This is a genomic window from Ornatilinea apprima, assembly GCF_001306115.1.
GTDB classification, from domain to species: Bacteria; Chloroflexota; Anaerolineae; order Anaerolineales; family Anaerolineaceae; genus Ornatilinea; species Ornatilinea apprima.
The window spans coordinates 40421-63867 of the sequence record NZ_LGCL01000016.1; the positions used below are offsets into that span (position 1 = coordinate 40421).

The 23447-nt window shown below is 55.0% G+C and carries 17 protein-coding genes and 1 pseudogene; 9 read left to right on the forward strand and 9 right to left on the reverse strand.

Annotation, left to right across the window (positions count from 1 at the left end; all coding sequences use genetic code 11):
- Window positions 1-4 precede the first annotated feature (4 nt).
- Together ADN00_RS05335 and ADN00_RS05340 are read right to left on the reverse strand one after the other, a co-directional pair.
- The gene (locus tag ADN00_RS05335; protein ID WP_075061930.1) at window positions 5-574 is read right to left on the reverse strand and encodes a hypothetical protein; all 570 of its coding nucleotides are present in this window, start codon (window positions 572-574) and stop codon (window positions 5-7) included.
- 106 nt (window positions 575-680) lie between these two features.
- Complete coding sequence (locus ADN00_RS05340) at window positions 681-1646, reverse strand: hypothetical protein (RefSeq protein ID WP_075061931.1); 966 nt, start codon at window positions 1644-1646, stop codon at window positions 681-683.
- Between the two features lie 288 nt (window positions 1647-1934).
- Between ADN00_RS05340 and ADN00_RS05345 the strand changes: the two genes are divergently transcribed.
- The 9 genes and pseudogenes from ADN00_RS05345 to ADN00_RS20525 form a co-directional block, all read left to right on the forward strand.
- Window positions 1935-2423 (forward strand): methyltransferase family protein, encoded by a 489-nt coding sequence (locus ADN00_RS05345; RefSeq protein WP_075061932.1) that lies wholly within the window; start codon window positions 1935-1937, stop codon window positions 2421-2423.
- Window positions 2424-2526: 103 nt separating this feature from the next.
- The gene (locus tag ADN00_RS05350) at window positions 2527-3531 is read left to right on the forward strand and encodes an aldo/keto reductase (RefSeq protein WP_075061933.1); all 1005 of its coding nucleotides are present in this window, start codon (window positions 2527-2529) and stop codon (window positions 3529-3531) included.
- Window positions 3532-3594: 63 nt separating this feature from the next.
- Window positions 3595-3825, forward strand: coding sequence for a hypothetical protein (locus ADN00_RS05355; protein WP_075061934.1), 231 nt, complete (start codon window positions 3595-3597; stop codon window positions 3823-3825).
- Window positions 3797-6232 (forward strand): GAF domain-containing protein, encoded by a 2436-nt coding sequence (locus tag ADN00_RS05360; RefSeq protein ID WP_075061935.1) that lies wholly within the window; start codon window positions 3797-3799, stop codon window positions 6230-6232. Before ADN00_RS05355 ends, ADN00_RS05360 begins: the two co-directional genes overlap by 29 nt.
- A gap of 18 nt (window positions 6233-6250) precedes the next feature.
- Window positions 6251-6904, forward strand: coding sequence for a response regulator (locus ADN00_RS05365; protein ID WP_075061936.1), 654 nt, complete (start codon window positions 6251-6253; stop codon window positions 6902-6904).
- A gap of 143 nt (window positions 6905-7047) precedes the next feature.
- Complete coding sequence (locus ADN00_RS05370; protein WP_075061937.1) at window positions 7048-7401, forward strand: hypothetical protein; 354 nt, start codon at window positions 7048-7050, stop codon at window positions 7399-7401.
- A 119-nt stretch (window positions 7402-7520) separates the two neighbouring features.
- Window positions 7521-9545: a methyl-accepting chemotaxis protein gene (locus ADN00_RS05375; protein WP_075061938.1), complete on the forward strand. Its 2025-nt coding sequence runs from the start codon at window positions 7521-7523 to the stop codon at window positions 9543-9545.
- 73 nt (window positions 9546-9618) lie between these two features.
- The gene (locus tag ADN00_RS05380) at window positions 9619-10068 is read left to right on the forward strand and encodes a chemotaxis protein CheW (RefSeq protein ID WP_075061939.1); all 450 of its coding nucleotides are present in this window, start codon (window positions 9619-9621) and stop codon (window positions 10066-10068) included.
- A gap of 101 nt (window positions 10069-10169) precedes the next feature.
- Window positions 10170-12235, forward strand: a pseudogene (locus tag ADN00_RS20525) (PAS domain S-box protein); the annotation flags it as partial.
- 115 nt (window positions 12236-12350) lie between these two features.
- Here ADN00_RS20525 and ADN00_RS05395 read toward each other — a convergent pair.
- From ADN00_RS05395 to ADN00_RS05425, 7 genes are all read right to left on the reverse strand, one after another.
- Window positions 12351-14411: a hypothetical protein gene (locus tag ADN00_RS05395; protein ID WP_075061942.1), complete on the reverse strand. Its 2061-nt coding sequence runs from the start codon at window positions 14409-14411 to the stop codon at window positions 12351-12353.
- Window positions 14412-14655: 244 nt separating this feature from the next.
- Window positions 14656-17115 carry an alpha-ketoacid dehydrogenase subunit alpha/beta gene (locus ADN00_RS05400; RefSeq protein ID WP_075061943.1) on the reverse strand — a complete coding sequence of 820 codons (2460 nt, stop codon included), beginning with the start codon at window positions 17113-17115 and terminating at the stop codon, window positions 14656-14658.
- A gap of 17 nt (window positions 17116-17132) precedes the next feature.
- Window positions 17133-18482 carry a dihydrolipoamide acetyltransferase family protein gene (locus ADN00_RS05405; RefSeq protein WP_075061944.1) on the reverse strand — a complete coding sequence of 450 codons (1350 nt, stop codon included), beginning with the start codon at window positions 18480-18482 and terminating at the stop codon, window positions 17133-17135.
- Between the two features lie 37 nt (window positions 18483-18519).
- The gene (locus ADN00_RS05410; protein ID WP_152966266.1) at window positions 18520-19299 is read right to left on the reverse strand and encodes a DeoR/GlpR family DNA-binding transcription regulator; all 780 of its coding nucleotides are present in this window, start codon (window positions 19297-19299) and stop codon (window positions 18520-18522) included.
- A gap of 135 nt (window positions 19300-19434) precedes the next feature.
- Complete coding sequence (gene recD2 / locus ADN00_RS05415) at window positions 19435-21639, reverse strand: SF1B family DNA helicase RecD2 (protein WP_075061946.1); 2205 nt, start codon at window positions 21637-21639, stop codon at window positions 19435-19437.
- A 166-nt stretch (window positions 21640-21805) separates the two neighbouring features.
- A complete protein-coding gene (locus tag ADN00_RS05420; RefSeq protein WP_075061947.1) occupies window positions 21806-22882 on the reverse strand; it encodes a DUF5667 domain-containing protein in 1077 nt (358 codons plus the stop codon).
- 4 nt (window positions 22883-22886) lie between these two features.
- Window positions 22887-23438, reverse strand: a complete 552-nt coding sequence (locus tag ADN00_RS05425) for an RNA polymerase sigma factor (RefSeq protein ID WP_075061948.1) — start codon at window positions 23436-23438, stop codon at window positions 22887-22889.
- Window positions 23439-23447: the final 9 nt, after the last annotated feature.

The window sequence follows — 23447 nt, forward strand, 5'->3', positions numbered from 1 at the left end:
CTCCTTAAAAGGGCAGCGGCGGCTGCACAATGCCCGTCGGCAGCGCCGGCGCCTGTTCTTCCTCCAACTCAACAATTTCGCGAACGTTCTGGATTTCCTCCATCAGGCGCTCCAGTAATGCAACGCGTTCCGGGTTAAGGCGCGGCGGGCGCGCGCTGACCACCACAATCGCCTCGCTGCTCAGGCGGCGCAAGTGGCGCAGGCAGATTTCCAGCAGGCGATGGGCCTCTTTGAGGGTTACATTTTCATCGTAGAAAGTGCCCAGCAGATCGCAAACCAGCAGCGGCGCGGTGCCAGCAGAAGCCTCGCTCAACAGCGCTACCACCTGGTAGCAGCTAAAGGCGCGAGAGAGATGGATGCGCTCCAGGGCTTCTTCTACACGCGGTGTGCGGCGGCGGATGGATTTGGCCATGCGGTAGACATCCAGCATGTTGCCGCCGTCAAAAACGCGCAGCGTGCCTCTTAACGACAGCATGGCGGCCATCTCCAGCATTTGCGCGCGCGCGGCGCGCGGGGAGATCACCAGGGATAGCTGCTGCAGATCAGGAACAGGGACTAATGCGCTCTCGTTCATCTCACCATCCGTTGTTTTGCTTCAATGATAGCACGTTAGTTCTAATTAAACAACGAATTGAAAGAACTGAATCGAGATTAAAAGCGCGATTTCAAGAAAGGGGATTTTAGAGCTGGCGTGGATCCGGCTGTTGGGGTGCAGGCGGGCGGGCCGTGCCGCAGACGTGGCAAGACGTTTCGCCCGCATCAAAAGACACCCCGCAGGTAGGGCAGTTGGTATAGCGGTCCCAGGCACCCTCCAGAGCAATGCGCGCTTCGAGCTGGCGCTGCTTCTCGCTCAGGTAGCTGGCTTCAACGGCCTCGGCGGTTTGCTTGATCACCTTCCAGGCGCGTTCGTTGAGCTTGAGGTTGCCAGCCACTTTTGCCAGCTCAGAGCCCTCATCCAGCACTTCACCGGCTTTGGAGATCACGTCGCCAGGGCCAGCCATTGAAAGCTTTTTCTTGGCCAGCAGTTCCAGGCCATCGGCGGCAATGTCGAGCAGCTTCTTGCCGCCATCTTTAATCGTTTGCAGAATTCCGTGCGATGTCAAATCGCTGACTTTAACCTGGGTGCCGTTATTCACGTCCGACAGGTGCACCGTTAAAGCGGGCACCGCCTGAAATCCATCGGTGACCAACAGCACGTTCACCACCAGCGCGTCAGCGTCGCCAGACACACTGACGCGGGTGCGTTCGTTGGTGAACTCAGTGCGCAGCGGATCCACCAGGTCAGAGGGCTTGACCCCCTGCCAGAAAGCAGTATTGTCGGTGGCGACCATGGTCGCCGCCGCGCCAATGCCGGCCGCGCCCGCCAAAGCGGTGAGCACGTCTTCAGCCCCATCCTCCCCCGCAGGGTTCTCCGCCGCGGCCTGGGCCAGCGAGACCCTGATCTTTTCCAGGCGCGCGCGGTCCGCTTGATGGCGGTTGAGAATTTCGCCCTTACGGTCCAGCGCTTTGGGCAGATCGGCGGGTTTAAAGGTCTGCGCGAAGAAGTCCTGGTCGCGCTCGTCCAGCGCGCAGAAGATAGCCTTCTGATCGTCGTTTAATACAGCGGTTTGTTCCAAACTCAGTTTTGAAAGGGGCGACTCTTCCATTTTATTTACACCTGCCTGATATGCAAGAAATTATAACTGATTTCAATCTCACTTCGTTTTGAATTCACGTTAATTATTTTCGCTTAAACCAGCTGTGCAAGACAATATCCAAGAGAATCCTTAACCCTACAAACGGAAATGAATCCGCTTGCCAGTGGGGTTGATTGACAATATTTTGGATCTGACCAACGCTATTTGAGTGGTATTCGTGCTAACATGTTTTTATAGGGAGCTGATATCCAAATTGAGAAGCCAGATTCCTTGTGAATCAACACTGCGGGGTGTGAGATGTGGAACAAAAAAATGGTGTTCCTTTCTATTCCGCTAACCATTTTTGCGGTAGCACAAATTTTGCTTGCCTTTCTTTTATACAACCCGCAAGCGAATGAAACGGTGATCAACGCGGGGTGGGCAATCCTGTTTCTCTCCGCCGTTTTTGGCTGGCTGCCAATCTTCACTTTTCGCGCAAAGGGCGGGGTTAAAGGCCGGGGGTATATTCAAACGACCGTCCTGGTAGATAGCGGAATTTACGCCATCGTCAGGCATCCACAGTATTTAGCAGGCATCTTGATCAATATCGCGCTGGCCCTGATTTCGCAGCATGGGTTGGTTGCTCTTACAGGCGTGGCTGCGGCAGTGCTTTACTACCTGGGTATCTTTGATGAAGAAAAGGGCTGTATCGAGAAATTCGGGGAGGAGTACATCCAATACATGAAAAGAGTTCCCCGGATTAATTTCATCTTGGGTATCTTCCGCATTTTATTGAATCGTCATTAAGCTGCATCACAGATGACTATCTTAAGCGCGACCGGGGGTTTCCTTTTCTCCACTTTCGTCGCTAGAATAAGAATGAAATCATTGATTGCGTGAGGAGGAAAATATGGAATACCGATACCTGGGGCGCAGCGGGTTGAAAGTCAGCGAACTTTGCCTGGGTGCGATGACGTTCGGCCGCGAGTCCAGCAAAGAAGAGAGCTTCCGCATAATGGATCTGTTCGTGGAAGCGGGCGGCAATTTTATCGACACGGCCAATGTTTACTCGCTGGGCACATCAGAAGAGATTGTGGGGCAGTGGCTGCGCGGCAAACAGCGGGATGATCTGGTGATCGCCACCAAAGCGCGCTTCCCGATGGGAAAAGGCCCCAACGATGAGGGGCTGAGCCGCAAACACTTGATGAAAGCGGTGGACGACAGTTTGCGGCGCTTGGGCAGCGATTACATTGACCTGTACCAGGTGCACTGCTGGGACCGGCGCACACCGCTGGAAGAGACCCTCATTACCCTCGATACACTGGTGAAGAGCGGAAAAGTGCGCTACCTGGGGGCCAGCAATTTTACCGGCTGGCAGCTGCAAAAAGCCATCGACCTGAGCCGCCAGATGGGGCTGGAAGCTTTCACATCTTTGCAGCCGCTCTATAACCTTCTGGACCGCTACAGCGAGTGGGAACTGATGGCGGTCTGCCGCAATGAAGGATTGGGTGTGCTGCCGTGGAGCCCGCTGCGCGGCGGCTGGCTGAGTGGTAAATACCAGCGTAGCATGAGCGCACCGCCACAAGGCTCGCGGGTGGAGGAAGCCTCAAAGCAGGGCTGGAGTGAAGCCTGGGACGAATATGCCAATGAACACACCTGGAGCGTCATCGACGCCCTGATGTCCGCCGCCAAGGACCTGGACAAACACCCCGCCCAGGTAGCCATCCGCTGGCTGCTGCAGCGCCCCGGAGTCACTTCTCCCATTATCGGGGCCAGAAAACCCGAACATTTGCAAATCAATTTAGGGGCAAGCGGCTGGATTATTCCCGAAGCGGTGATGCAGCAGCTCAACGCCGCCAGCGACATGAAACCGCCCTACCCCTATGCTTTCATTCGCGCTTATCAGAGGGATTGAGCGACCTCAGATAAGGCGACAAACGAACGTTTCTCAATCCATTATCCAGAGCAGGCGGCTGTTATGTTTTTCAACAGCAGCGCCCGCTCTGGTTTGTTTTGGGCGCTGATTCCTGACGCGGGTGGTTTTTATGGAATTTTTTTCGGAGTTTTTATTCCATTTTTATTCTGTATACCGAAATTATTGTTAACCTTAACATCGGAAGGTCAGATCTCGCAATCAATTCTTAGATTCGACATCTCTGCGGGCTGGCTAAAAGGTTTGTATGGTTCCATTGCGCGTCTTAATCATTGAGGATTCGGAAATTGACGCTGAACTGATCATCCGGCAGCTCAAACGGGCTGGCTACACCGTTCAGTCCAAAATCATTGAAGATGAAGAGCAGTATCGAGCCGCTTTGCGCGATGGCCAATGGGACATCATCATTGCTGATTATCATCTGCCGCAGTTCAGCGCGCCCGCCGCGTTGGACATTTTACAGGAAAGCGGACTGGACATTCCTTTCATTGTTGTCTCTGGCGCAATTGGTGAAGATACGGCGGTAGACCTGATGAAATCCGGCGCGAGCGACTACCTGGTGAAAGACAGGCTCGCGCGCCTGGGACCGGCCGTGGAGCGGGAACTGAATGAAGCGCGGGTGCGCCTGGAGCGCAAACGCGCCTACGAAGCCCTGCGTGAGAATGAACGCAACCTGCGAAATTCCCAAAGAGCCGCGCATGTCGGGCATTGGGTTCGCAAACCGCAAACGCAAGAACTCCTCTGGTCAGAAGAGCTGTACCGCATTTTCGGCGTCAAATCCCAACAAAACGGCCTAGATCTGTATCGGACATGGCAAGAGTGCGTCCACCCCGAAGACCGGGCTTTTGTGTTCGCCGCGAGAGACATCACCAAACTGAACCCTGCTCTGAATCAGATTGAGTACCGCATCATCCGGCCCGATGGCACACTCCGACACCTGCTTTCTCTGCTGGGTGAGACAAACACCAATGAATCCGGCCAGATCATTCAAGTCTCAGGAGTCGTGCAAGACATCACCGAGCGCAAACAGGCTGAGTTCGCGCTGCTGGAAAAGATGAAAGAAAGCCAGAAACGGGCAAGCGAATTGGAAGCGATCACACGCGTTTCCTCCAGCATGCGGCTGGCGCAAACCCCGGGTGAACTGGTTGAAATCATCCTGCAAGATCTGACCCAACTCCTCAATGCGTCTTTTGCCTCCCTGGCCTTTTTGGAAGGAAACCGCCTGGTTTTTGAGACCAATGTGGTGGGCGAGAAGTCAGCGAAAAAACTCATTGTGCCAGTACACAATCCCCTTTTTCTGGGTGTGATTCAATCGGGTAAACCGCTCACCCTGCGCCAGCCAGACGAGCAAATTTTATCCCAGCTGCCAGAAGAATTACGCAAGCCTCTTTTGAGCCTTTGCTGCCTGGAAATTCACCCCCTGGTCAGCAGCAAAGACACCGTAGGGATTATTCTGCTGGGATTCGATCAAAAATGCGAACCTTCCAACGAGCAGGTGAACCTGATCGAGGCAATAGCGCAAATGGCCGGAAACGCCATCAACCGCATGCTGGCTGCGGAAGAAGTCGAAAATCTGCTGAAGCGGCGGGAGCAGGAACTGGAATCCATTTACCAGATCACCTCCGCCGCCAGCAAACCGCTGGATACTTCCTCGGCGTTGCAAGAAGCCCTGACCCTGACCCTGAACGCAGCACAAGCCGTATGGGGATGTATCTTCCTCCTGAATGAGGAAGAAAACAGGCCTGAGTATATTATGAATACTCATGCCAGATCACAAACCTCGAGGCCATTTCCAGAAGAATTTCCCAAAGAGATTGTCAACACTGTTGTTCTGAGCCGACGACCTGCTTTCGCGCCGGAACCAAATACATTGGAGGAAGAGGAAACGGGCTTGCAGTATGTTGGTTTACCTATGCGCATTCAAAACCGGGTAGCAGGCGTGCTGATCCTGGGTAAACCGCACGGCGGCAAAATTACCGTGGAAGAGCTGACCCTGCTTTCTTTCATCGCCGACCATCTGGCGCTGGTGATTGAAAACGCTCGCTTATATAAAAAAGCGGAACAAGCCGCGATTGCGGGAGAGCGTTCCCGCCTGGCGCGCGAACTGCACGATTCGGTAACCCAATTGCTGTATAGTGCCAATCTATACGCAGCCGGGGCACAGCAATATGCTGCCCTGGGCAATCTCAAAGACACAAAGGGATATCTGGAGCAAATCGGTGGGCTGACGCAGCAAGCCTTAAAGGAAATGCGCCTGCTGGTCTATGAGCTGCGGACCTCAGAGATAACCAAAGGCGGGCTGATCGGCGCGCTACAAAATCGGCTGGACGCAGTGGAGCGGCGGTCTTCCATGATTGTGGACTTCCACGCGCCTGAAACATGCAACCTGCCCCCCAAGATCGAAGATCACCTGTATCGCATCGCGCTCGAGGCGCTGAACAACACGCTGAAACACGCCGGCGCGTCCCATTTATGGATTGGCATCCATCAAGACGAACAGCAAATTGAACTGGTGCTGGAAGATGACGGCTGCGGGTTTGACCCAACCCTCAGCACGGGCGGAATCGGATTAAACACAATGCGAGAACGAAGCGAAATGATGAATGGAACCCTCAACATCACCAGCCGGCCGGGCAAAGGCACCCGTGTGGAAGCAAAGGTTCCGCTGACAGGTGGTATTTAATTTCGCCAGGAGGAAAGCTTGAACGAGAAAATCCATTTACTGATCGCGGATGACCACCGTGTTGTGCGAGAGGGGTTAAAGGCATTCATCGCGCCCACACCCGGCTTTGAAATTGTTGGCGAGGCCAGCAACGGCGCGGAGGCGGTTGATCTGGCGTCGCGATTAAAACCGGATGTTATTCTGCTGGACCTGATGATGCCCGGCATGGACGGCATTGAAGCCACCCAACAAATCAGGCAAAACAATCCCAACGCCAGAGTGGTCATCATCACCAGCTTTATGGAAGAGGATCGCGTGATCCACGCCGTCAAAGCTGGCGCGGCGGGCTACCTGTTAAAAGATTCCTCGCCGCTGGAAATTGAAAATGCCATCCGCGAAGTGGTCAAGGGCGGATCTGCTTTCCCCTCGCGCATTGCCAGCATCCTGGTGAAAGAGATCAACCGGCCGCAAGAAAAGCCAAAAGATAAAATTCCCCTGACCGAAAGAGAAATCGAAATTCTCAAGTTGATTGCCAGGGGATACTCCAACCAGCAGATCGCCGACGAGCTGTTCTTAAGCGTGTGGACCGTGCGTACATACGTCAGCACCGTCCTGGAAAAACTGGCGGTGGAGAACCGCACGCTGGCAACCCTCTATGCGCTGCGCGAAGGATTGGTGAAACTAGAGCCGTAATACCCCCTATTAAGTTGATCAAAGACCGCCAAAAAGCGGTCTTTTTTTGTTAAGCAATGCCCATTTTATCAAGATGTGCAGCGGCTTACCTATCCGTATGATCAATACATACCTTGACAATGAATACGCGCCCCTATTTTTCTATGACACAGAACTCTTCAAAACACATTCTAGTAATCGCCCCCGCCAGCCGCAAACGAGAAAACCTGCTGGCGATGTTCGCGTTGTTGAATCCGGATACCTCAATACAAATCGCAGACGATTGGCGCACAGCCAGGAAGTATCTGGTTTTCAGCTCTCCAGATGTTTTTTTGGTCGATTACCGCAACCCGGACGATGAATTGAATCAAGAAATCAGTAGCTTGCTGGAAACCCACCCCTGCCAAAAAATTGTGCTGCTAAAGAACCGCATCTGCCAGCGGAACCCCTTTTTCAGCCCGGCCATTCAAGAAGTGATCTACGACGATATCTCCACAAATGTGCTTACCCTATTGTGATAAGCACACAGGAAGGAGCCAGCAGAACATTACCTTATTCCCGGATATGAAGCGTTGCAAGCAAAGAATTAAAACTAACTTGAGAAAGCATTTTATACCATCCGTAGGAGGATCAGACAATGAAGTGGATTAATAATCTTAGAACTGGAGCGAAGCTGCTGGGCACTTTCATTCTACTGGCGGCGATCAGCGGTGTGGTAGGGCTGTTTGGAATTAGCTATATTGGCATCATCGATGATGCGGATACGCGGTTATATCAAAACTATACCGTTCCAATTATGCAGTTGGATAAGATGGGGATTGCCTTTCAGCGCATTCGCGTGAATATGCGCGACGCCATTTTAGTAGATGACGCGGCGGCAAACCAATCCAATTATGACACCATCGATGAACTCTCCGCTTTAATGGATACCGTTGGGGCGGAATATGAAGCCCTGATCGAAACCGATGAAATGCAAGAGTTGTTCAACGAATATGAAGCGGCCAAACAGGCCTTTGACCCGTACTTGCAGCAGATGATCGCGCTGGATAAAGAAGGCAAGAGCGATGAAGCCCTTGAGATTCTTCTGGGAGACGCCTATGAAAGCGCGCGCACCACGCAAGATACCCTCGACGCAATGATGAATTTGAAAGTGGAACTGGCAGACCAGATTGAAGATGAAAACAATGCCCTGGCAAAACAGGCAACAACCATTATGATCATCATCATCTCCATCGCCGTGCTGCTGGCGGTTGGGCTGGGCGTACTGATTTCGCGCAGCATCACGGTTCCATTGGGACTGGTTGTTACCTTCATCAGCAAACTGGCTAAGGGCGACCTAATGCGCGACACCAGCGAAGCGGAAAAAGACAAAGTCCGCACCCGCAAAGATGAAATCGGCGATGTGGGAAAAGCGTTGAATGAGATCGTTATTTATCTACAGGAAACCGGCGAAGCCGCCGCCACCATCGCCGCCAACGATTTGACGGTCAGCGTTACACCCAAGAGCGAAAAGGATGAGCTGCGCCACGCATTTGTGCGCATGATCAATTCGCTGCGAACCTCGCTGGAAGATGTCTCGGACAACGCCAACAGCCTGGGAGTAGCCTCATCGCAATTGGCCTCCGCCGCCGACCAGGCCGGGCAGGCCACCAGCCAGATCGCCAGCACCGTGCAGCAGGTTGCCAAGGGCACGCAAGACCAGACCCTGGCTGTAACCAGCACCGCCACCTCCACCGAGCAGATGACCCGCGCCATTGACGGCGTCGCCCGGGGCGCTCAGGAGCAAAGCAACGCTGCCAGCAAGGCCTCTGAGATTACCAGCCAATTGACTCTCGCCATCCAGCAGGTTGCCGGCAATTCCGCCGAAGTGATGAAAGGCTCCGAAATGGCCGCCGAGGCCGCCCGCAACGGCGTCCGCACCGTTGAGCAAACCCTGCAGGGCATGCAAAACATCCAGACCAAAGTGAGCCTTTCGGGTGAAAAAGTCCAGGAGATGGGCCGCCGCTCCGAACAGATTGGCACGATTGTCGAAGCGATTGAAGACATCGCCTCGCAAACCAACCTGCTGGCGCTGAATGCCGCCATTGAGGCCGCCCGCGCCGGAGAGCACGGCAAAGGGTTCGCGGTCGTCGCCGATGAGGTGCGCAAGCTGGCCGAAAAATCCACTCACGCCACCAAAGAGATTGGCGACCTGGTGCGCAGTATTCAAAAATCCGTCAGCGAAGCCGTGGATGCCATGAACGAAAGCTCCAAGGAAGTGGTCGCCGGTGTTGCCAATGCCAACCACGCCGGAGACGCGCTCTCAGAGATCCTCAACGCTGCCGAAGCAGTTTACCAGCAGGCGCAACTGGCTTCTGAGGCCAGCCAGCGTATGGATAACGCCGCCGGTGATCTGGTCACCGCTGTCGACACCGTCTCGGCTGTGATCGAAGAGAACACCGCCGCAACCGAACAGATGTCTGCCAATGCCAACGAGGTCTCTCTTGCCATCGAGAACATTGCCTCGGTCAGCGAGCAGAACAGCGCGGCGATTGAAGAAGTCAGCGCCAGCGCCGAAGAAATGAGCGCCCAGGTGGAAGAAGTAACCGCCTCGGCCCAGTCGTTGGCAGAAATGGCCCGTGCCCTGCAGCAGGTCGTCAACCAATTCAAGTTGAATCACTAATTCGCAAAGATAACCAGGCGGGCAGCCGGTGCGCCCGCCTGGTTAATCCCTTCTTTCCCAATTGGAGTGTCCCATGGAAAAACAGCTCGTCATATTTACCCTCGCAGGAGAGCAGTTTGGCATCGATATTGCTTCCGTTGAAAGCATCATCAAGCTGCAGCGCATCACCAGTGTGCCCCAGGCCCCCGATTTCGTCGAAGGCATTACCAACCTACGCGGCGCAGTTTTGCCGGTTGTCAATCTCGAGCGCCGCTTTGGCTTGCCCGCCCAACCCCAAACTTCCGAAACCCGCATTGTGGTGGCCAATATCGGCGGTCTGAAAATCGGCATGATTGTCGCATCCGTATCGGAGGTGCTCAATGTGGAAGAAAGCCTGATCGAGCCTCCGCCCCCCATCGCTACCAGCATCAACACCGAGTTTATCATCGGTGTAGCCAAATTCGATTCGCGGCTGATTATCCTGCTGGATCTAAGCCGTGTTCTCACCAGCGATGAACAGAAACTCGCAAGCCAGCTCGTCTAATTGAACCCAGAATCGTTTCGTGTACGTTTTTTTGGTAGCCAACTTATTTTCAGTAGCAATCAATGGCCATAATGGAAAATTCTCTGCACGTCATTATTCTTGAAGACAACCCCAGCGATGCTGAATTATTGGTTCGTCGATTGAAAAACGAAGGCTTTGTCTTTAGCTGGGTGTGTGTCGACCGTGAAGAGGATTTCCGGACTGCCCTGGACGCAGGCTGTGATTTGGTGTTATCCGATTGGTCTCTGCCCAATTTTGACGGTTTGGGCGCATTAAAGATCATTACCGCGCGCGGGGCGGAAATCCCGTTTATTATTGTTTCCGGCAGTATTGGTGAAGAGGCCGCTGTGCAAGCCCTGCGCCAGGGGGCCTCTGATTACATCCTGAAAGACCGCCCGCAGCGGTTAGGGCTGGCCATTCGCAATGCGCTGGAACAAAGCAAGCTGCGCCTTGAGCAGAAGCACCAGCAAGAGTTGCTGCGGCTACAGTCTTCCGCGTTGAACGCAGCCGCCAATGCCATTGTCATCACAGATGCCAGCGGAACCATTGTGTGGGTAAACCCCGCTTTCACAACCCTCACTGGTTACGAGGCGCACGAGGCAACCGGCCACAAGCCGCGCGACCTGGTGCGCTCGGGAAAGCAAGATGCCGAATTTTACCAGCAGATGTGGCAAACCATTCTGAGTGGAAAGGTCTGGCGCGGGCAAATCACCAACCGGCGCAAGGATGGATCCTTCTACACCGAAGAGATGACCATCACCCCCATTCAAGGCGCAAGCGGGCAAATTGAACAATTTATTGGCATCAAAGAAGATATTACCCAGAAAAAGATCACCCAGCAGATTCTCAGCACGCGCTTAAAGCTGCTGGAACTTTCTGCTGACCAGCCGGTAGAAGAACTGCTCCAGTCCGCGCTGCAGTTTGCCGAAGAGCTGACGGGCAGCCAGGTTAGCTGTTACCACTTTTTAGAACCGCCGAATGAGATCATCTCTTTGCAGACCTGGTCCCGGCGAACGATACAAGAACAGCCTTCCTGCGTTTTAGACTCAGCTCAGCTTTCAACAATTGGCGGGTGGGCAGACTGCATCGCGCGGCGCCAGGTGGTGATCCATAATCACGGGCCAAGCCTGCCTTCACGCGCGAGCTGGCGGTTCCTGTTTTTCGCAATGAACAAATTGTGGCTATTTTCGGGGTGGGCAACAAAGAAACCGATTACAGCGAAACCGATGTTCAAACCTTAACCCAGCTGGCCGACTTCTCCTGGGACGCGATTGAGCGAAAAATTGCCAATGATGCGGTGCGCGAGAGTGAAAACCGCTTCCGCCAACTGGCTGAAAACATGCGCGACGCCTTCTGGCTGCGCGACCGCCAGACCCGCAAAATTCTATACGCCAATCCGGCGTTTGAAATATTGTGGGAAATCCCGCGGGAGGCGATCTACAATGATTCTCAACTATTTCTTACAAAAATACATGCTGATGACAAAGAACGGGTTATAAAAGCGCAGCAAGAATTGTGGGATCACGGAACGCCATTTCAGGTTAATTACCGCATTGTGCGAGAAAGCGGGTCTATTCGCTGGATCCGGGCCAGAGCCTATCCGGTCTACGATGAGCAAGGCAATGTACTTCGTTTCGCCGGAATGGCGGAAGATATCACCGAACAGCACCTGGCCCGGCTGGCTACACAAAAATCAGCCGAGGAGCTGCGGTTTGCCTACGACGCCACCCTGCAGGGCTGGTCGAACGCCCTGGAGCTGCGCGAGCACGAGACGGCCGGGCACAGCCAGCGGGTAGTGGGTGCCACCCTGGAACTGGCGCGCCGCATGGGAGTGGATAAGGAGCAGTTGGTGCACATTCAACGGGGAGCGCTGCTGCACGACATTGGAAAAATGGGCATTCCGGATCGTATTTTGCTGAAACCCGGTCCGCTCACCGAAGAAGAGTGGAAAGTGATGCGCCTGCACCCCTTATACGCCTACAACCTGCTTTCCCCCATTCCCTACCTTACGCCGGCGCTTGACATCCCCTACTGTCACCACGAGCGCTGGGATGGCAGCGGCTACCCGCGCGGGTTGAAAGGCGAAGAAATCCCCCTGCCGGCGCGCATCTTCGCGCTGGTGGATGTTTGGGACGCGTTGTCTTCTGACCGGCCATACCGCAAAGCCTGAAGCCACGAGCGGGTGTTTGAATACATCCAGTCTCAGGCAGGCACGCACTTTGACCCACAGGTGGTGGCAATTTTTCTTCAGTGGATTCAAGAAGGCGCTGAACCGGCAGTCATCAGCTATGATGTTGAGGATCTGTTTGAGCACAGCCCAGCGTAGACCAGGCCTGGGTATCCTTCACACCCGCCAGCTGATCATCAGCCAGGTGATTCCAAACGCTACATAGCATCGGTTGATATTCGGGATCGCGGTTGAAACTGGCGGCAGAAAGGGCAGAAGCGGTTTCCATATCGCCTGTCCGCGCAAAGGCCTCAATAAAGGAAAGCCATTCTCGGGGGACATTCGACGCAGTTTGATCCGGAGCATAACCCGCGGCCAAAGCGTCTCTACCTAACTCTGCCAAGCCTTCCCAATCCTGAACGTGGTAGGCCAGTTCGGCTTTTTCAAAGTAATAACACCATTCGTGAGTGGGCTCTTCGCCAAATAAATCCGGTGGAGGCTGGCGGTCCTCACCGATTAGAACATGGATCTGGCTTAAATCGGAAACGACAATGTAGTCCTTTAAGATATCTGGCAAGTATGGGTGAAGCTGGTCGCGCCTATCGAGCACCCACCAGCAGTTGGAATAAGCAGGGTCATTATGCAGCACGATGCTGTCGTTGAGCTTGCCGCTAAACGACAGGCTGCGAAAGGTAGAATTGAGATTGGGAGAAGCCTCTTCAGGAAGCTTGCCCAGGTAACGCGGTTCGAGGGTATATACCCAATAAGCCAGCTTTTTCCAACCTTCCGGCTGGGGGTAAAGCAGATTGACCGCTGAAGACGTTGAAAACAATCCCTGGTTTGGAAACGGTTCTTTCTGGAAGAACAGGGCTGTGCCTGGTTCAAGGTGTGGAGCGCGCCAGTACAACTGCCAGAAGAAATCCTGCTGGTCAGACCATATCCAGCGGTATTCATTCAGCATGCGTACCTGGTAGCTGCCCGATACGCCCACCAGCAGCGCGGTCAGCAAAACCGCCTGCCAGCGCGTGCGAGTCAGCCAGATGATCAAAGCCACCAGCAGCAGGGCTGCCCCAAACATAGCCGGCAAGGCGAAGCGGTTGGCATGATAATCATCCAAAACTGAGCGGCCCGTGACCCAGGCCGGCATACATCCCAACAATATGGTTACCAATCCCAAAGGGATGGCTTGCAAAACCCAGCGATTCTGGTCCGGGCCATCGAGCGCTTTGCTGCGGGTCAAATAATAATAGGCACCCATTAAGCCTGCCAGCAGTGCGCCAACCGCCCAAGAAAACCAGCCTGAGGGAACAATATCTGCAGAAATGCCCATGCCCACTGCCGGCGCCCAGGAACCCAGGATGACATACATTGAGTCCACCAGCACTGTCTCAATCCACTGCGGAAGGGCAGCGATAGGATTTTGGAGCAAACTCTGCAGCATGGTGATTTGATGCGGATCGGCGTTGGGCAGTTTGAACAAGAACATACGCCAGTAAACATAAGCAGCGATGAAGAGCAAATAAGGGATATAGACTCGCAAAGATTTTTTGAAACGCAGAAGAAGTTGGGGCTCTTTTTCAGCGAGGACAAACCAGATGATCAAGGGGCGCAGCAACTCCACGCCCACAAAATATTCGGTAACGGTTAATTGAACTGCCTGAACCAGCAAGGAGAAAATGGTGAACAGCCAATAGCGGCGCGGATGGCGGAGCGCTTCGATCATGAGTCCCATGGAGACAAAGTAGAGGGCGTATTGCATGATCTGCTGGTGAAAGGTCACCGCGGCGGCTTGCTGAGTAAAGACGGGGTACACGGCGAAGAGCGCGGCTGCCAGGCTGATTTCAAAGCGGGCGCGCGGCCACAGGCGGGTGAGGCTCCACCACATCGCGGTTACCCCTGCCCAGCGCAACGCCAGGTTGATGAGCTGCCAGGTAACCCTGCCATTGCCAAACAACGTCACCAAGAGAATGTGCGTCCAACCCGAGTAGGGGCGGTCGCTGGCGTAATAATCCCAATAGCCCTGCATCCCATAGAGAATGTTGACCAGGGTTTTGGCCCAATCATCCCAGTAAAACCCCAGGGTTGGGGCCAGAATACCAAAACAAGCCGCGCAAATGCAAAGGAATAAGAGCGGTGAAAATTGATCAGAGAACCGTCCGCGAATCTTTTTTAGCATACATAACCCCTTCTTGGCCTGATCAGAATCTTCACATAGAATCTCTAACTTGTCTATCCGTCTTAAGGCGGGTCTTTTCGGTTTTCAAGTCGCAAATTCTCCATTCTTCAGCCGCTTTACAAAAGAAGGAGGCGAGGCATAGCCCTGCTTAAACTTGAAGCTGCCCGGGGGTACCAGGCAGCTTCAGCACAATGTAGCAGCTCCCGGGGTCAGGCGGGAGCCTGGAACTACCAATCATGGCGGTCTATATTCCCAATTTATTCTGCTCCAAAATCAGGCCAGCCGCCTGGCGGGTTGACGCTTGATGGCCGGGCAGAGGGAGAATATTCTCATGGATGGCATCGATGATCCATTCCTTTTGCGGGAAGAAGGCTTCTTCCAGCTCCGCCGGCGGGGTGATCCAATTGCGCGCGCCAACCACCACCACGGGGGCATCCAGGTAATTGAAAGCCAATTGAGAAATGTTTGACGCCATGGTGTGCAGGAAGGAACCGCGCTCGCAGGCGTCGGAAGAAAGCAGAATGCGGCCGGTCTTCTTGACCGATTGGACGATCTTTTCGTAGTTCAAAGGATTGATAAAGCGCGCGTCGATCACCTCGGCGGAAAGGTTATATTTTTCCTGCAAAACCTGGGCAGCTTCCAAAGCACGGTAGAGGGTGGCCCCCACCGTCAGAAGGGTGAGGTCTTTGCCCGCGCGGCGGATCACCGGCTCGCCCTCTTCCACTTCGTAGTAGTCCACGGGAACGCCGCCTTCCACCAGGGTTTCCGTCTCGTTGTAGAGGCGCTGGCTTTCAAAGAAGACCACCGGATCGGTGCCGCGCAAGGCCAGGTTGAGCATGCCTTTGGCGTCGTAGGCGGTAGCGGGGAACATCACCTTGAGACCGGGAATGTGCGCCACAATCGAAGACCAGTCCTGTGAATGCTGGGCGCCATACTTGGAACCCACCGAAACGCGCAGCACCAGCGGCATTTTGAGCACATTGGAAGACATGGACTGCCACTTGGCCATCTGATTGAAAATCTCGTCGCCAGCGCGGCCCATGAAGTCGCAGTACATCAGTTCAGCTACTACGCGCCCGCCAGAGAGGGCGTAGCCCACAGCGGAACCAACAATGGCCGCTTCAGAGATGGGTGAATTGAACAGGCGGTGATACGGCAGCGCCTCGGTCATGCCACGGTACACGCCAAACGCGCCGCCCCAATCGCGATTGTCTTCACCGTAGGCCACCATGGTGGGGTCTTCATAGAAGCGGTGCATCATGGCCTCAAAGAGCGCTTCGGCATAGGTGAGCGCTTTCATTTTGGAGAGCAGCTTGCCGTTTTCCAGGCCAAAGCGGCTTTTGGCGTAGGTTGTTTTGAGACGGCTTTCCTCTTTGGGTTGCAGCACATCTGGGGTGCGGTCATCAAAGCGATCAACGCGGCCATTGGAGAACATCATTGCGCCGATCTCTTCAGTGTTGCGTAAAAAAGGAGAATAATCCAATGACGCAGCGGCTTTCAACACCATAAACAGGCGCTCGCGAATGCCAGTGGACAATTCGCTTAGACTCTGTTCAGAGGCATGCTCGTTTTCCACCAAATATTTTGCATATGCTGCCAGCGCGTCTTGCTCCAGCCACAGATCAACTTCTTCTTTAATACGGTAAGAAGACGGATCTGAAGGAGAATGGCCAGTGAAGCGATAGGTCAATGTATCCATTAGAACCGGGCCGCGCCCTTCAGCAATGATCTGTTTCTTGCGCTCAATCGCGTCGGCCACCGCCAGGGGGTTGAAACCGTCGACACGTTCGGCATGCATGGCTTCAGGGTTGACCCCCGCGCCAACGCGCGCCAGCATGCCATAGCCCATGGTCTCACCCTGGGGCTGGCCACCCATGCCGTAGAAGTTATCCATAAAGTTGAAAATCATCGGCAGGCCGCCGCCTAAATCGGCGTCCCATAAGGTGCGGTACTGGTCCATAGCGGCGAACATCATGGCTTCCCACACCGGGCCGCAGCCCAGCGAGGCGTCGCCGATGTTGGCGATCACCACACCCGGCTTGCGGTTGACGCGCTTGTAGAGCGCCGCGCCAGTGGCAATATCGGCCGAACCGCCCACAATCGCGTTGTTGGGCATCACGCCAAAGGGCGGGAAGAAGGTGTGCATCGAACCGCCCATCCCCTTGTTAAAGCCGGTCTCGCGGCCAAAGATCTCGGCCAGCGCGCCGTAGAGCAGGTAAGTGATCGCCAGCTCTTTAACGCTGCCGTTGCGCCAACCCATTTTCTCAACCACGCGCAGCGCGCTGCCGCCCATGTATGATTCCATGATGCCCATCAGGTCGCTGTCATTCAGCTTGGCAATCGCCGAAAGCGACTTGGCCAAAATCTCGCCGTGGCTGCGGTGCGAGCCAAAGATGAAGTCGTGCGGCTCCAGGTTGTATGCCTGGCCCACCGCGGCCGATTCCTGGCCGATGGAAAGATGGGCAGGGCCTTTATAGGTGAAGACAAAACCGTTATACGCGCCCTCTTTTTTGATTTTATCGAGCATGGTTTCAAACTCGCGAATAATGACCATGTCGCGATAGATGCGCACCAGATTGTCGCGGCCGTATTTTTTCGCCTCGGCTGCGGGGTTGGATGCATAAGCGTTAACCGGAATCTGCGGGAAGGAGATGGCGCCGCTTTTGCGCATTTCTTTGGGATCAATCACAAAACATTTCGGCATGATGAAATCCTCGTTTTTTATTGGGCTAATAAAAGATCAATATGGGTAACCGCTTCCACAACTGCTTGTAGGAAGCGCGCGCTGGGAGCCCCATCCACCCACTGGTGGTTCACCGTCAGCGAGAAGGAGATATGGTCGATGAACTCGACCGCGCCGCCTACCCGCACGGGTTTCAGCTGAATGGTATTGACACCCAGAATGGCTACCTGAGGCGGGTTGAGAATGGGGGTAAAGCTCTCAATTCCCAGGCCGCCCAGGTTGGTAACGGTGAAGGTTCCGCCGCTCAGATTGTCAGGAGAGACTTCACCGGTCTGGCAGGCAGCCGCCAGGCGGTTGGCCTGCGCCGAGATCTGCGCTGGGCTGAGGGTGTGAGCGTTACGAATGACCGGCACGGTCAGGCCACGCGGTGTGTCTACAGCAAAGGCCAGATGGACGTTCTTGAAGCGCCGGATCTGGTTCTCTACCAGGTGGGCATTGATATCCGGGAAGTCCAAGAGCACGCGCGACACGGCAAACATCACCAGATCATTGATGGTTACTTTGCGCAAGCCGTAGCTTTCGGGGCTGTCTTTATAGCGACGGCGCAAAGCCAGCAAGGCGCGGGCATCGGCGGAGGCATTAAAGGTGAGCTGCGCGGTGGTTAGCACCGAATCCATCATGCGCTCGGCAATCAGCTTGCGCATACCTTTGAGGGGGATGACGTCATACTCCGGCTCTTCGGCAACAGGCTGCGCGGAGCTTTGCCCCGGCGTAGCGGGAAGCAGGTCTTTGGACATGATGCGCCCGCGCGGACCACTGCCCTGCTCTGGCAGGTTGAAGTCGCCATTTTCAAGCATGGCTTTGGCCACCGGCGAGAGGGTAGGCTGGCTCTGCAGGGCGGCAAGGATATCGCGCTCAATGATGCGCCCCTGGGGTCCGCTGCCAGTCAATTGGCGGTAGTCCACATTTTTGGTTTTTGCCAGTTCACGCGCGCGGGGAGAGATAAAAATCTCCGAGGCAGTTTCGGCTGGTGGAGCAGGAGGCAGGGCCGCCGCGGGAAGATCAAGAGCCGCGGGTTGGTTTGCAGGGACTAAATCGGCGTCCGCTGGCTGCGATCCGCCGCGTGGGTCGAAGGAGGAGAAATCCTCTCCGGGCTGGCCCACCACAGCAATGTTGACCATCACCGGAATTTCATCGCCGGGCTGGTAGAAAAGCGCCAAAAGCGTTCCATCCGCGGTGCTTTCCACATCCATCACGGCTTTGTCGGTTTCCACCTCGCACAGCGATTCTCCTTGCGCTACCACCTCGCCCACCTGTTTCTTCCAGGCAGTGAGGATGACCGTTTCGACCGAGTTGCCCTGTTTGGGCATAATCACAGGTTTTGCCATAAAGATTTCACCTCAATAAAGAATTTTCCTTGCCAAATCAGACAGAAACCACCTCAACACCCTCCATGCGGGCGCGCGCCACCAGTTCGGCGGGAGCGTTGGTGTCGGTAACAATCACTCGCACGGAAGAAAAAGTGGCAAAGGAAGACAGCCCCACCCGGCCCCATTTACTGGCATCCAGCACAGCGATGACCATGCGGCACTTCGCGACCAGCAGGCGCTTGACTTCAGCCTCATCCGCGGAAACATCGGTGAGGCCTTCAACAAAATCGATGCCGTGCGCTCCGAAGAATCCTTTTTGAATGTTGTAGCGGGCAAGCACGTCCAGATTTTCACCGCCTACCAGCGAGGCCGTGTCGCGGCGCAAGCGGCCCCCGGTCATCACCACGGTAATTTCAGGGGCATCCATCAGCTCTTGCGCCACAGCAATACAGTTGGTAAGCACAGTCAAATTGCGGCGGTTTTTGAGGTGAGGAGCAATCGCCAGCGCGGTGCTGCTAGAGTCGAGGAAGATGGAATCACCATCCTGAACCAGCTGCGCGGCGGCCTGACCAATGCGGCTTTTCTCACTGGCCTTGCGCTCGCGGCGCGATGTGAGGGTAATATCCACCAGCGCGGGGTCCGCTTTCAACGCCCCGCCGTGCGTGCGAATGAGCAGACCGCTGTCGGCTAATGCCTGCAGATCGGCGCGGATGGTTACCTCTGAAACGGAAAAAACGGTGCTGAGATCGGTTACCGAAACTTTTCCCTGCAGGTCCAGAAGGCGCAGAATATTCTGCCGCCGTTCTTCCATGTAGAGGTCTTTTGAGATAGTCAACACGAATCTCCAAACTTTGTTTAATTACATTTACTTTCGATTACTTTCGATTATAAGAAAAGAAAGACCCTGAGTCAATCAGTCAGGGGCTGATCATTTGAACAATTGAAAACCGGAAAGGAAAGCGCCGACCGGCTAGCGGGTCTGTTTGACGCGCAGGCGGCTGGCCAGGCGCGTGTTGCGCCGGGCGATCTGATTGTTCTTGACTGCCCGCGCGATGGCGCGCTTACTGCCCACCAGCACCACCATTTTGCGCGCGCGGGTAACGCCGGTGTAGAGCAGGTTACGCTGCAGCATCATATAATGCTGCATCAAGATGGGGATCACCACCACCGGAAACTCGGAACCCTGCGATTTATGAATACTGACCGCGTAGGCATGCGTCAACTCGTCCAATTGAGAATACTCGCATGGCACAAGGCGCCCTTCAAAATCCAGGCTGAGCGCCTGATTTTCCAGGTCAATTTGCTGGATGACGCCCATATCGCCGTTGAATATTTTGCGCTCGTAATCGTTGCGCATCTGCATTACCCGGTCGCCCTCACGAAACACACGCCCGCCCTGGCGATACTCGGTTCGCGAGGCGGAAGGCGGGTTGAGTTCGTTCTGCAGGCGGCGGTTAAGCTCACTGACACCGGTATCGCCGCGGTGCATGGGGCTGAGCACCTGGATGTCGGTTTGGGGGTTGAAACCGAACTTACTTTTGATACGGGTGGTGGTCAGTTCCACCACACGGTCTGCCGCTTTTTCGGCGTCCTCTTCAGGAAAGAGGAAAAAGTCCTTCGACTGGGTGCTGAACTGCGGAAATTCGCCCTGGTTAATGCGGTGGGCGTTAACGATGATGTAGCTGTCTTCGCTCTGGCGGAAAATCGTGTCCAGGCGGGTCACCGGAATCTCGCCGCAGTCGATCATGTCGCGCAGCACGTTGCCCGGCCCCACCGAAGGAAGCTGGTCCACATCCCCCACAAAGACCAGATGGCTGCCGGTCTCTATCGCGCTGAGCAGATGATTGAGCAGCAGAATATCCACCATGGAGGTTTCATCAATGATGATCATATCCGCGTCCAGCGGGTTTTCCTGGTCGCGCACAAAAGCATCGCTGGAAGTGGGAGAGTATTCGAGCAGGCGGTGGATCGTTTTGGCCTCCAGGCCGGTGGCCTCGCTGAGTCGTTTGGCGGCGCGCCCGGTGGGGGCGGCCAGCAATACTGAACAATAGCGCTCTTTAAGCAATTGAATGATGCTGAAAGTGATGGTGCTTTTTCCGGTGCCGGGACCACCGGTCAGCACGCTGACTTTTTCGGTCAGAGCCATGCGCACAGCCAGCTTTTGCTGCTCGGTGAGCTGGAATGAACTGACCTTATCCAGAGCGTTAAAGGCCAGCGGCCAGTTGATGGTTTTGAACACCGCCAACCGGTCGCGCGCATCGGTCTGAATGCGGCGCAGCTTGCCCGCCGCGCCGACCTCGGCGTAATGGAAAGGCGGCAAATACAGGGCTTCTTCCTCCAAAATCAGATCGCCCTGCGCCACCAGCAGGTCCACCTGAGGTTCACATAATGCCGCCTCAATTTCCAGCAGCCCCGCGGCGGCGTTCAACAGCTGCCCGCGCTCAGCGTAGCAATGTCCCTCGCCCGAAAGCTTCCCCAGCGCGAACAACAGCCCGGCCTGAATACGGCTGGGAGCGTCTTCGGCGATGCCCAACTGGCGGGCGATTTTATCGGCGGTCTTAAAGCCAATGCCGTAAATGTCCCGCGCCAGGCGGTAAGGATCTGTGCGCACCACCTGAATGGCGTTCTGGCCGTACTGCTTATAGATTTTGACCGCCAGGCTGGTGCTGACCCCGTTGGACTGCAGGAACAACATGATTTCTTTGATCTGCTTCTGCTCTTCCCAGGCCTTCAGGATCATTTCAACGCGTTTTTCGCCAATACCGGCTACTTCCAACAGGCGCTGCGGCGCGGATTCAATCACTTCGAGGGTCTCAATGCCAAACGCGTCAACGATGCGCCCGGCGTTGACCGGCCCGATGCCCTTGATCAGCCCCGACCCCAGGTACTTGCGCAAGCCCTCCACGGTGGCCGGCATGGTCACTTCAAAAGAGCGCACCTCAAATTGGCGGCCGTATTGAACATGGTTGATCCACATGCCTTGCAGGCGCAGCGATTCGCCCACATTCGCGCCGGTGAGCGTGCCCACCACGGTGATCTCTTGCGATTTACCACGCGGAATCAGTTTTGCAATGGTATAGCCGTTTTCTTCATTCTGGTAGGTGATGCGCTCTAACACCCCTTCCAATTGCTGGGTGAGGAGTGAAGGAGACGCGGACCGGTTTTGAGCAGGCATATTCAAATGTTACCATATTGCCGCCCGGCGCGCCTCGGATCAGTAATCGATGAGCGGGCTTGAGATATAGTGGTTGAAAGGAACAATGGATAGAAAAATCAGGCCTCAAAAAGAGAGCCTGATTTTCTCATCCATTATTTGCTTTGAAGCAAAGTTCCCGTTTATCTTACTTGCCCTTCTTCGGTCCGGGGTCAGAACTGCCGGAGGAAGAGTCATTATCCTGATTTTGCTGCTGCGATTGGTCTTGCTGCGGCTGTTCCTGCTGCTGATCCTGGTTTTGCTGCTGAGATTGATCTTGCTGCTGGGTCTGTTGCTGCTGTTGAACCGGATCGCAGTCTGGCTGATCGGCCGGGCAAACTCCCGCAGGTTCACCTGATTGATTTTGGTTCTGCGGGCCGTTGCCTTCTTGCAGGGGTTCGGCTTGCGGGCCTGGGCCGGGCTGCGGCGCTTCGGGAGAGGTTTCCGGCTGGTTCATCTGCTGTTGGTTCTGCTGTTGCTGTTGGTTCTGCTGCTGCGTCTGAACTGGTTGTTCGGTCTCAACCCCTGCCAGGCGAAGCTGCTCGCGCACCATCTCGCGTACCTGTAAAAGAAGCGCGGTTTCAGGAGCACCTTCCGCTACAGAAAGCTGCTGCATCAGGCGATCTTGTGTGCGCAACTGCTCACGAATTTGCAGTTGATCCTCTTCGGATAGATTCAGACGGGTCATCAATTGGAGCGACTCGTCCACATGCAGCCGCAGACGTTGCACCACAGCTTCGTCCACAGGCTGTTGGCTTAATTGCTGTGCCTGCAGTTCTTCCAGGCGTCGGTTGGCAAACTCCACCGCCAATTGCAGTTGCTGCGTTTCGGAAGTAGCCATATCGTAGCGAACATCTTCACTCCAGATTTTCACCGGATAAAGGAATTCATCCGGCTGGCTGGTTTGAGAAGCATACACAGTAGCGCCGCCGCCGCCAGCCAAAACAGTTAATGCCAATACAATGGCCAGGCCAATTTGAGCAATCATCGGTAAAGGCTCCTTTCGTAATCCAAACAATGTGCTGAAGGTTCTTTTCTGCTTACTAAGACGCAAATCAGCAGATTTGGATACGGGCAAACTGGCACGAATTTTGGCAGCTTGCGCCAAAAAGCGCTCCCGGCCGGCCTTCACGGCGTGTGGCTGGCGCGGCGGGACCTCTCGCAGCGGGGTGAGTCGTTCAAAAATTTCTTGTTCCAGCTCATCATGCATTTTTTGGCGTTCCATTTCATTAACCTTTATCTGGCTTTGATAGTGCTTTTTTTAAGGTCTGCAGCGCGCGATGCTGTAAGGCTTTCACCGCACCCGCGGGCTTTTGCAGCGCCAAAGCGATCTGTTCAATCGTCTGATCCTCTAAAAAGCGCAGGGTGATCACCAGGCGCTGATCCGCGGTGAGCACCCGCAAAGCATTGCGGATTTCCATTTTTTGCTCGCGCTCTTCGATGCGCGCCTGCGTTGTGGGCACATCCTTGGATACGCTTTCATTTTCATCTTCCCAGCTTTCCGCGGCCGGGGCTGCGCGGCGGTATTGGTCCGTTACCCAATTATGGGCAATGCGGTAAAGGTAAGCCTTGAGGTGATCTTGCGGCCCGCCACCTGCGCGCAGAGACTGGAGCAAGCGGCTGAAGGTCTCTGATACGCACTCCTCTGCCAGGTAGGAGTCTCCCGTCAGACGGTAGGCATAGGCAAAGATCGCTGGGCTGAATTCATCGTAGATCCAGGCCAGCGCGTCGGCATCCATTTTTCGAGCGCGCTGCAAGACCGCGTTATCTGAGCGATTCATTGGCTACTC

What these genes read in the sequence shown, in the direction of transcription:
- ADN00_RS05375 (WP_075061938.1), top strand. Translation starts at nt 7,521, where the DNA reads ATGAAGTGGATTAATAATCTTAGAACTGGAGCGAAGCTGCTGGGCACT.
- ADN00_RS05380 (WP_075061939.1), top strand. Translation starts at nt 9,619, where the DNA reads ATGGAAAAACAGCTCGTCATATTTACCCTCGCAGGAGAGCAGTTTGGC.
- recD2 (WP_075061946.1), bottom strand. Translation starts at nt 21,639, where the DNA reads ATGCCTGCTCAAAACCGGTCCGCGTCTCCTTCACTCCTCACCCAGCAA.
- ADN00_RS05350 (WP_075061933.1), top strand. Translation starts at nt 2,527, where the DNA reads ATGGAATACCGATACCTGGGGCGCAGCGGGTTGAAAGTCAGCGAACTT.
- ADN00_RS05370 (WP_075061937.1), top strand. Translation starts at nt 7,048, where the DNA reads ATGACACAGAACTCTTCAAAACACATTCTAGTAATCGCCCCCGCCAGC.
- ADN00_RS05335 (WP_075061930.1), bottom strand. Translation starts at nt 574, where the DNA reads ATGAACGAGAGCGCATTAGTCCCTGTTCCTGATCTGCAGCAGCTATCC.
- ADN00_RS05420 (WP_075061947.1), bottom strand. Translation starts at nt 22,882, where the DNA reads ATGGAACGCCAAAAAATGCATGATGAGCTGGAACAAGAAATTTTTGAA.
- ADN00_RS05400 (WP_075061943.1), bottom strand. Translation starts at nt 17,115, where the DNA reads ATGCCGAAATGTTTTGTGATTGATCCCAAAGAAATGCGCAAAAGCGGC.
- ADN00_RS05405 (WP_075061944.1), bottom strand. Translation starts at nt 18,482, where the DNA reads ATGGCAAAACCTGTGATTATGCCCAAACAGGGCAACTCGGTCGAAACG.
- ADN00_RS05395 (WP_075061942.1), bottom strand. Translation starts at nt 14,411, where the DNA reads ATGCTAAAAAAGATTCGCGGACGGTTCTCTGATCAATTTTCACCGCTC.
- ADN00_RS05345 (WP_075061932.1), top strand. Translation starts at nt 1,935, where the DNA reads ATGTGGAACAAAAAAATGGTGTTCCTTTCTATTCCGCTAACCATTTTT.
- ADN00_RS05340 (WP_075061931.1), bottom strand. Translation starts at nt 1,646, where the DNA reads ATGGAAGAGTCGCCCCTTTCAAAACTGAGTTTGGAACAAACCGCTGTA.
- ADN00_RS05425 (WP_075061948.1), bottom strand. Translation starts at nt 23,438, where the DNA reads ATGAATCGCTCAGATAACGCGGTCTTGCAGCGCGCTCGAAAAATGGAT.
- ADN00_RS05360 (WP_075061935.1), top strand. Translation starts at nt 3,797, where the DNA reads ATGGTTCCATTGCGCGTCTTAATCATTGAGGATTCGGAAATTGACGCT.
- ADN00_RS05355 (WP_075061934.1), top strand. Translation starts at nt 3,595, where the DNA reads ATGTTTTTCAACAGCAGCGCCCGCTCTGGTTTGTTTTGGGCGCTGATT.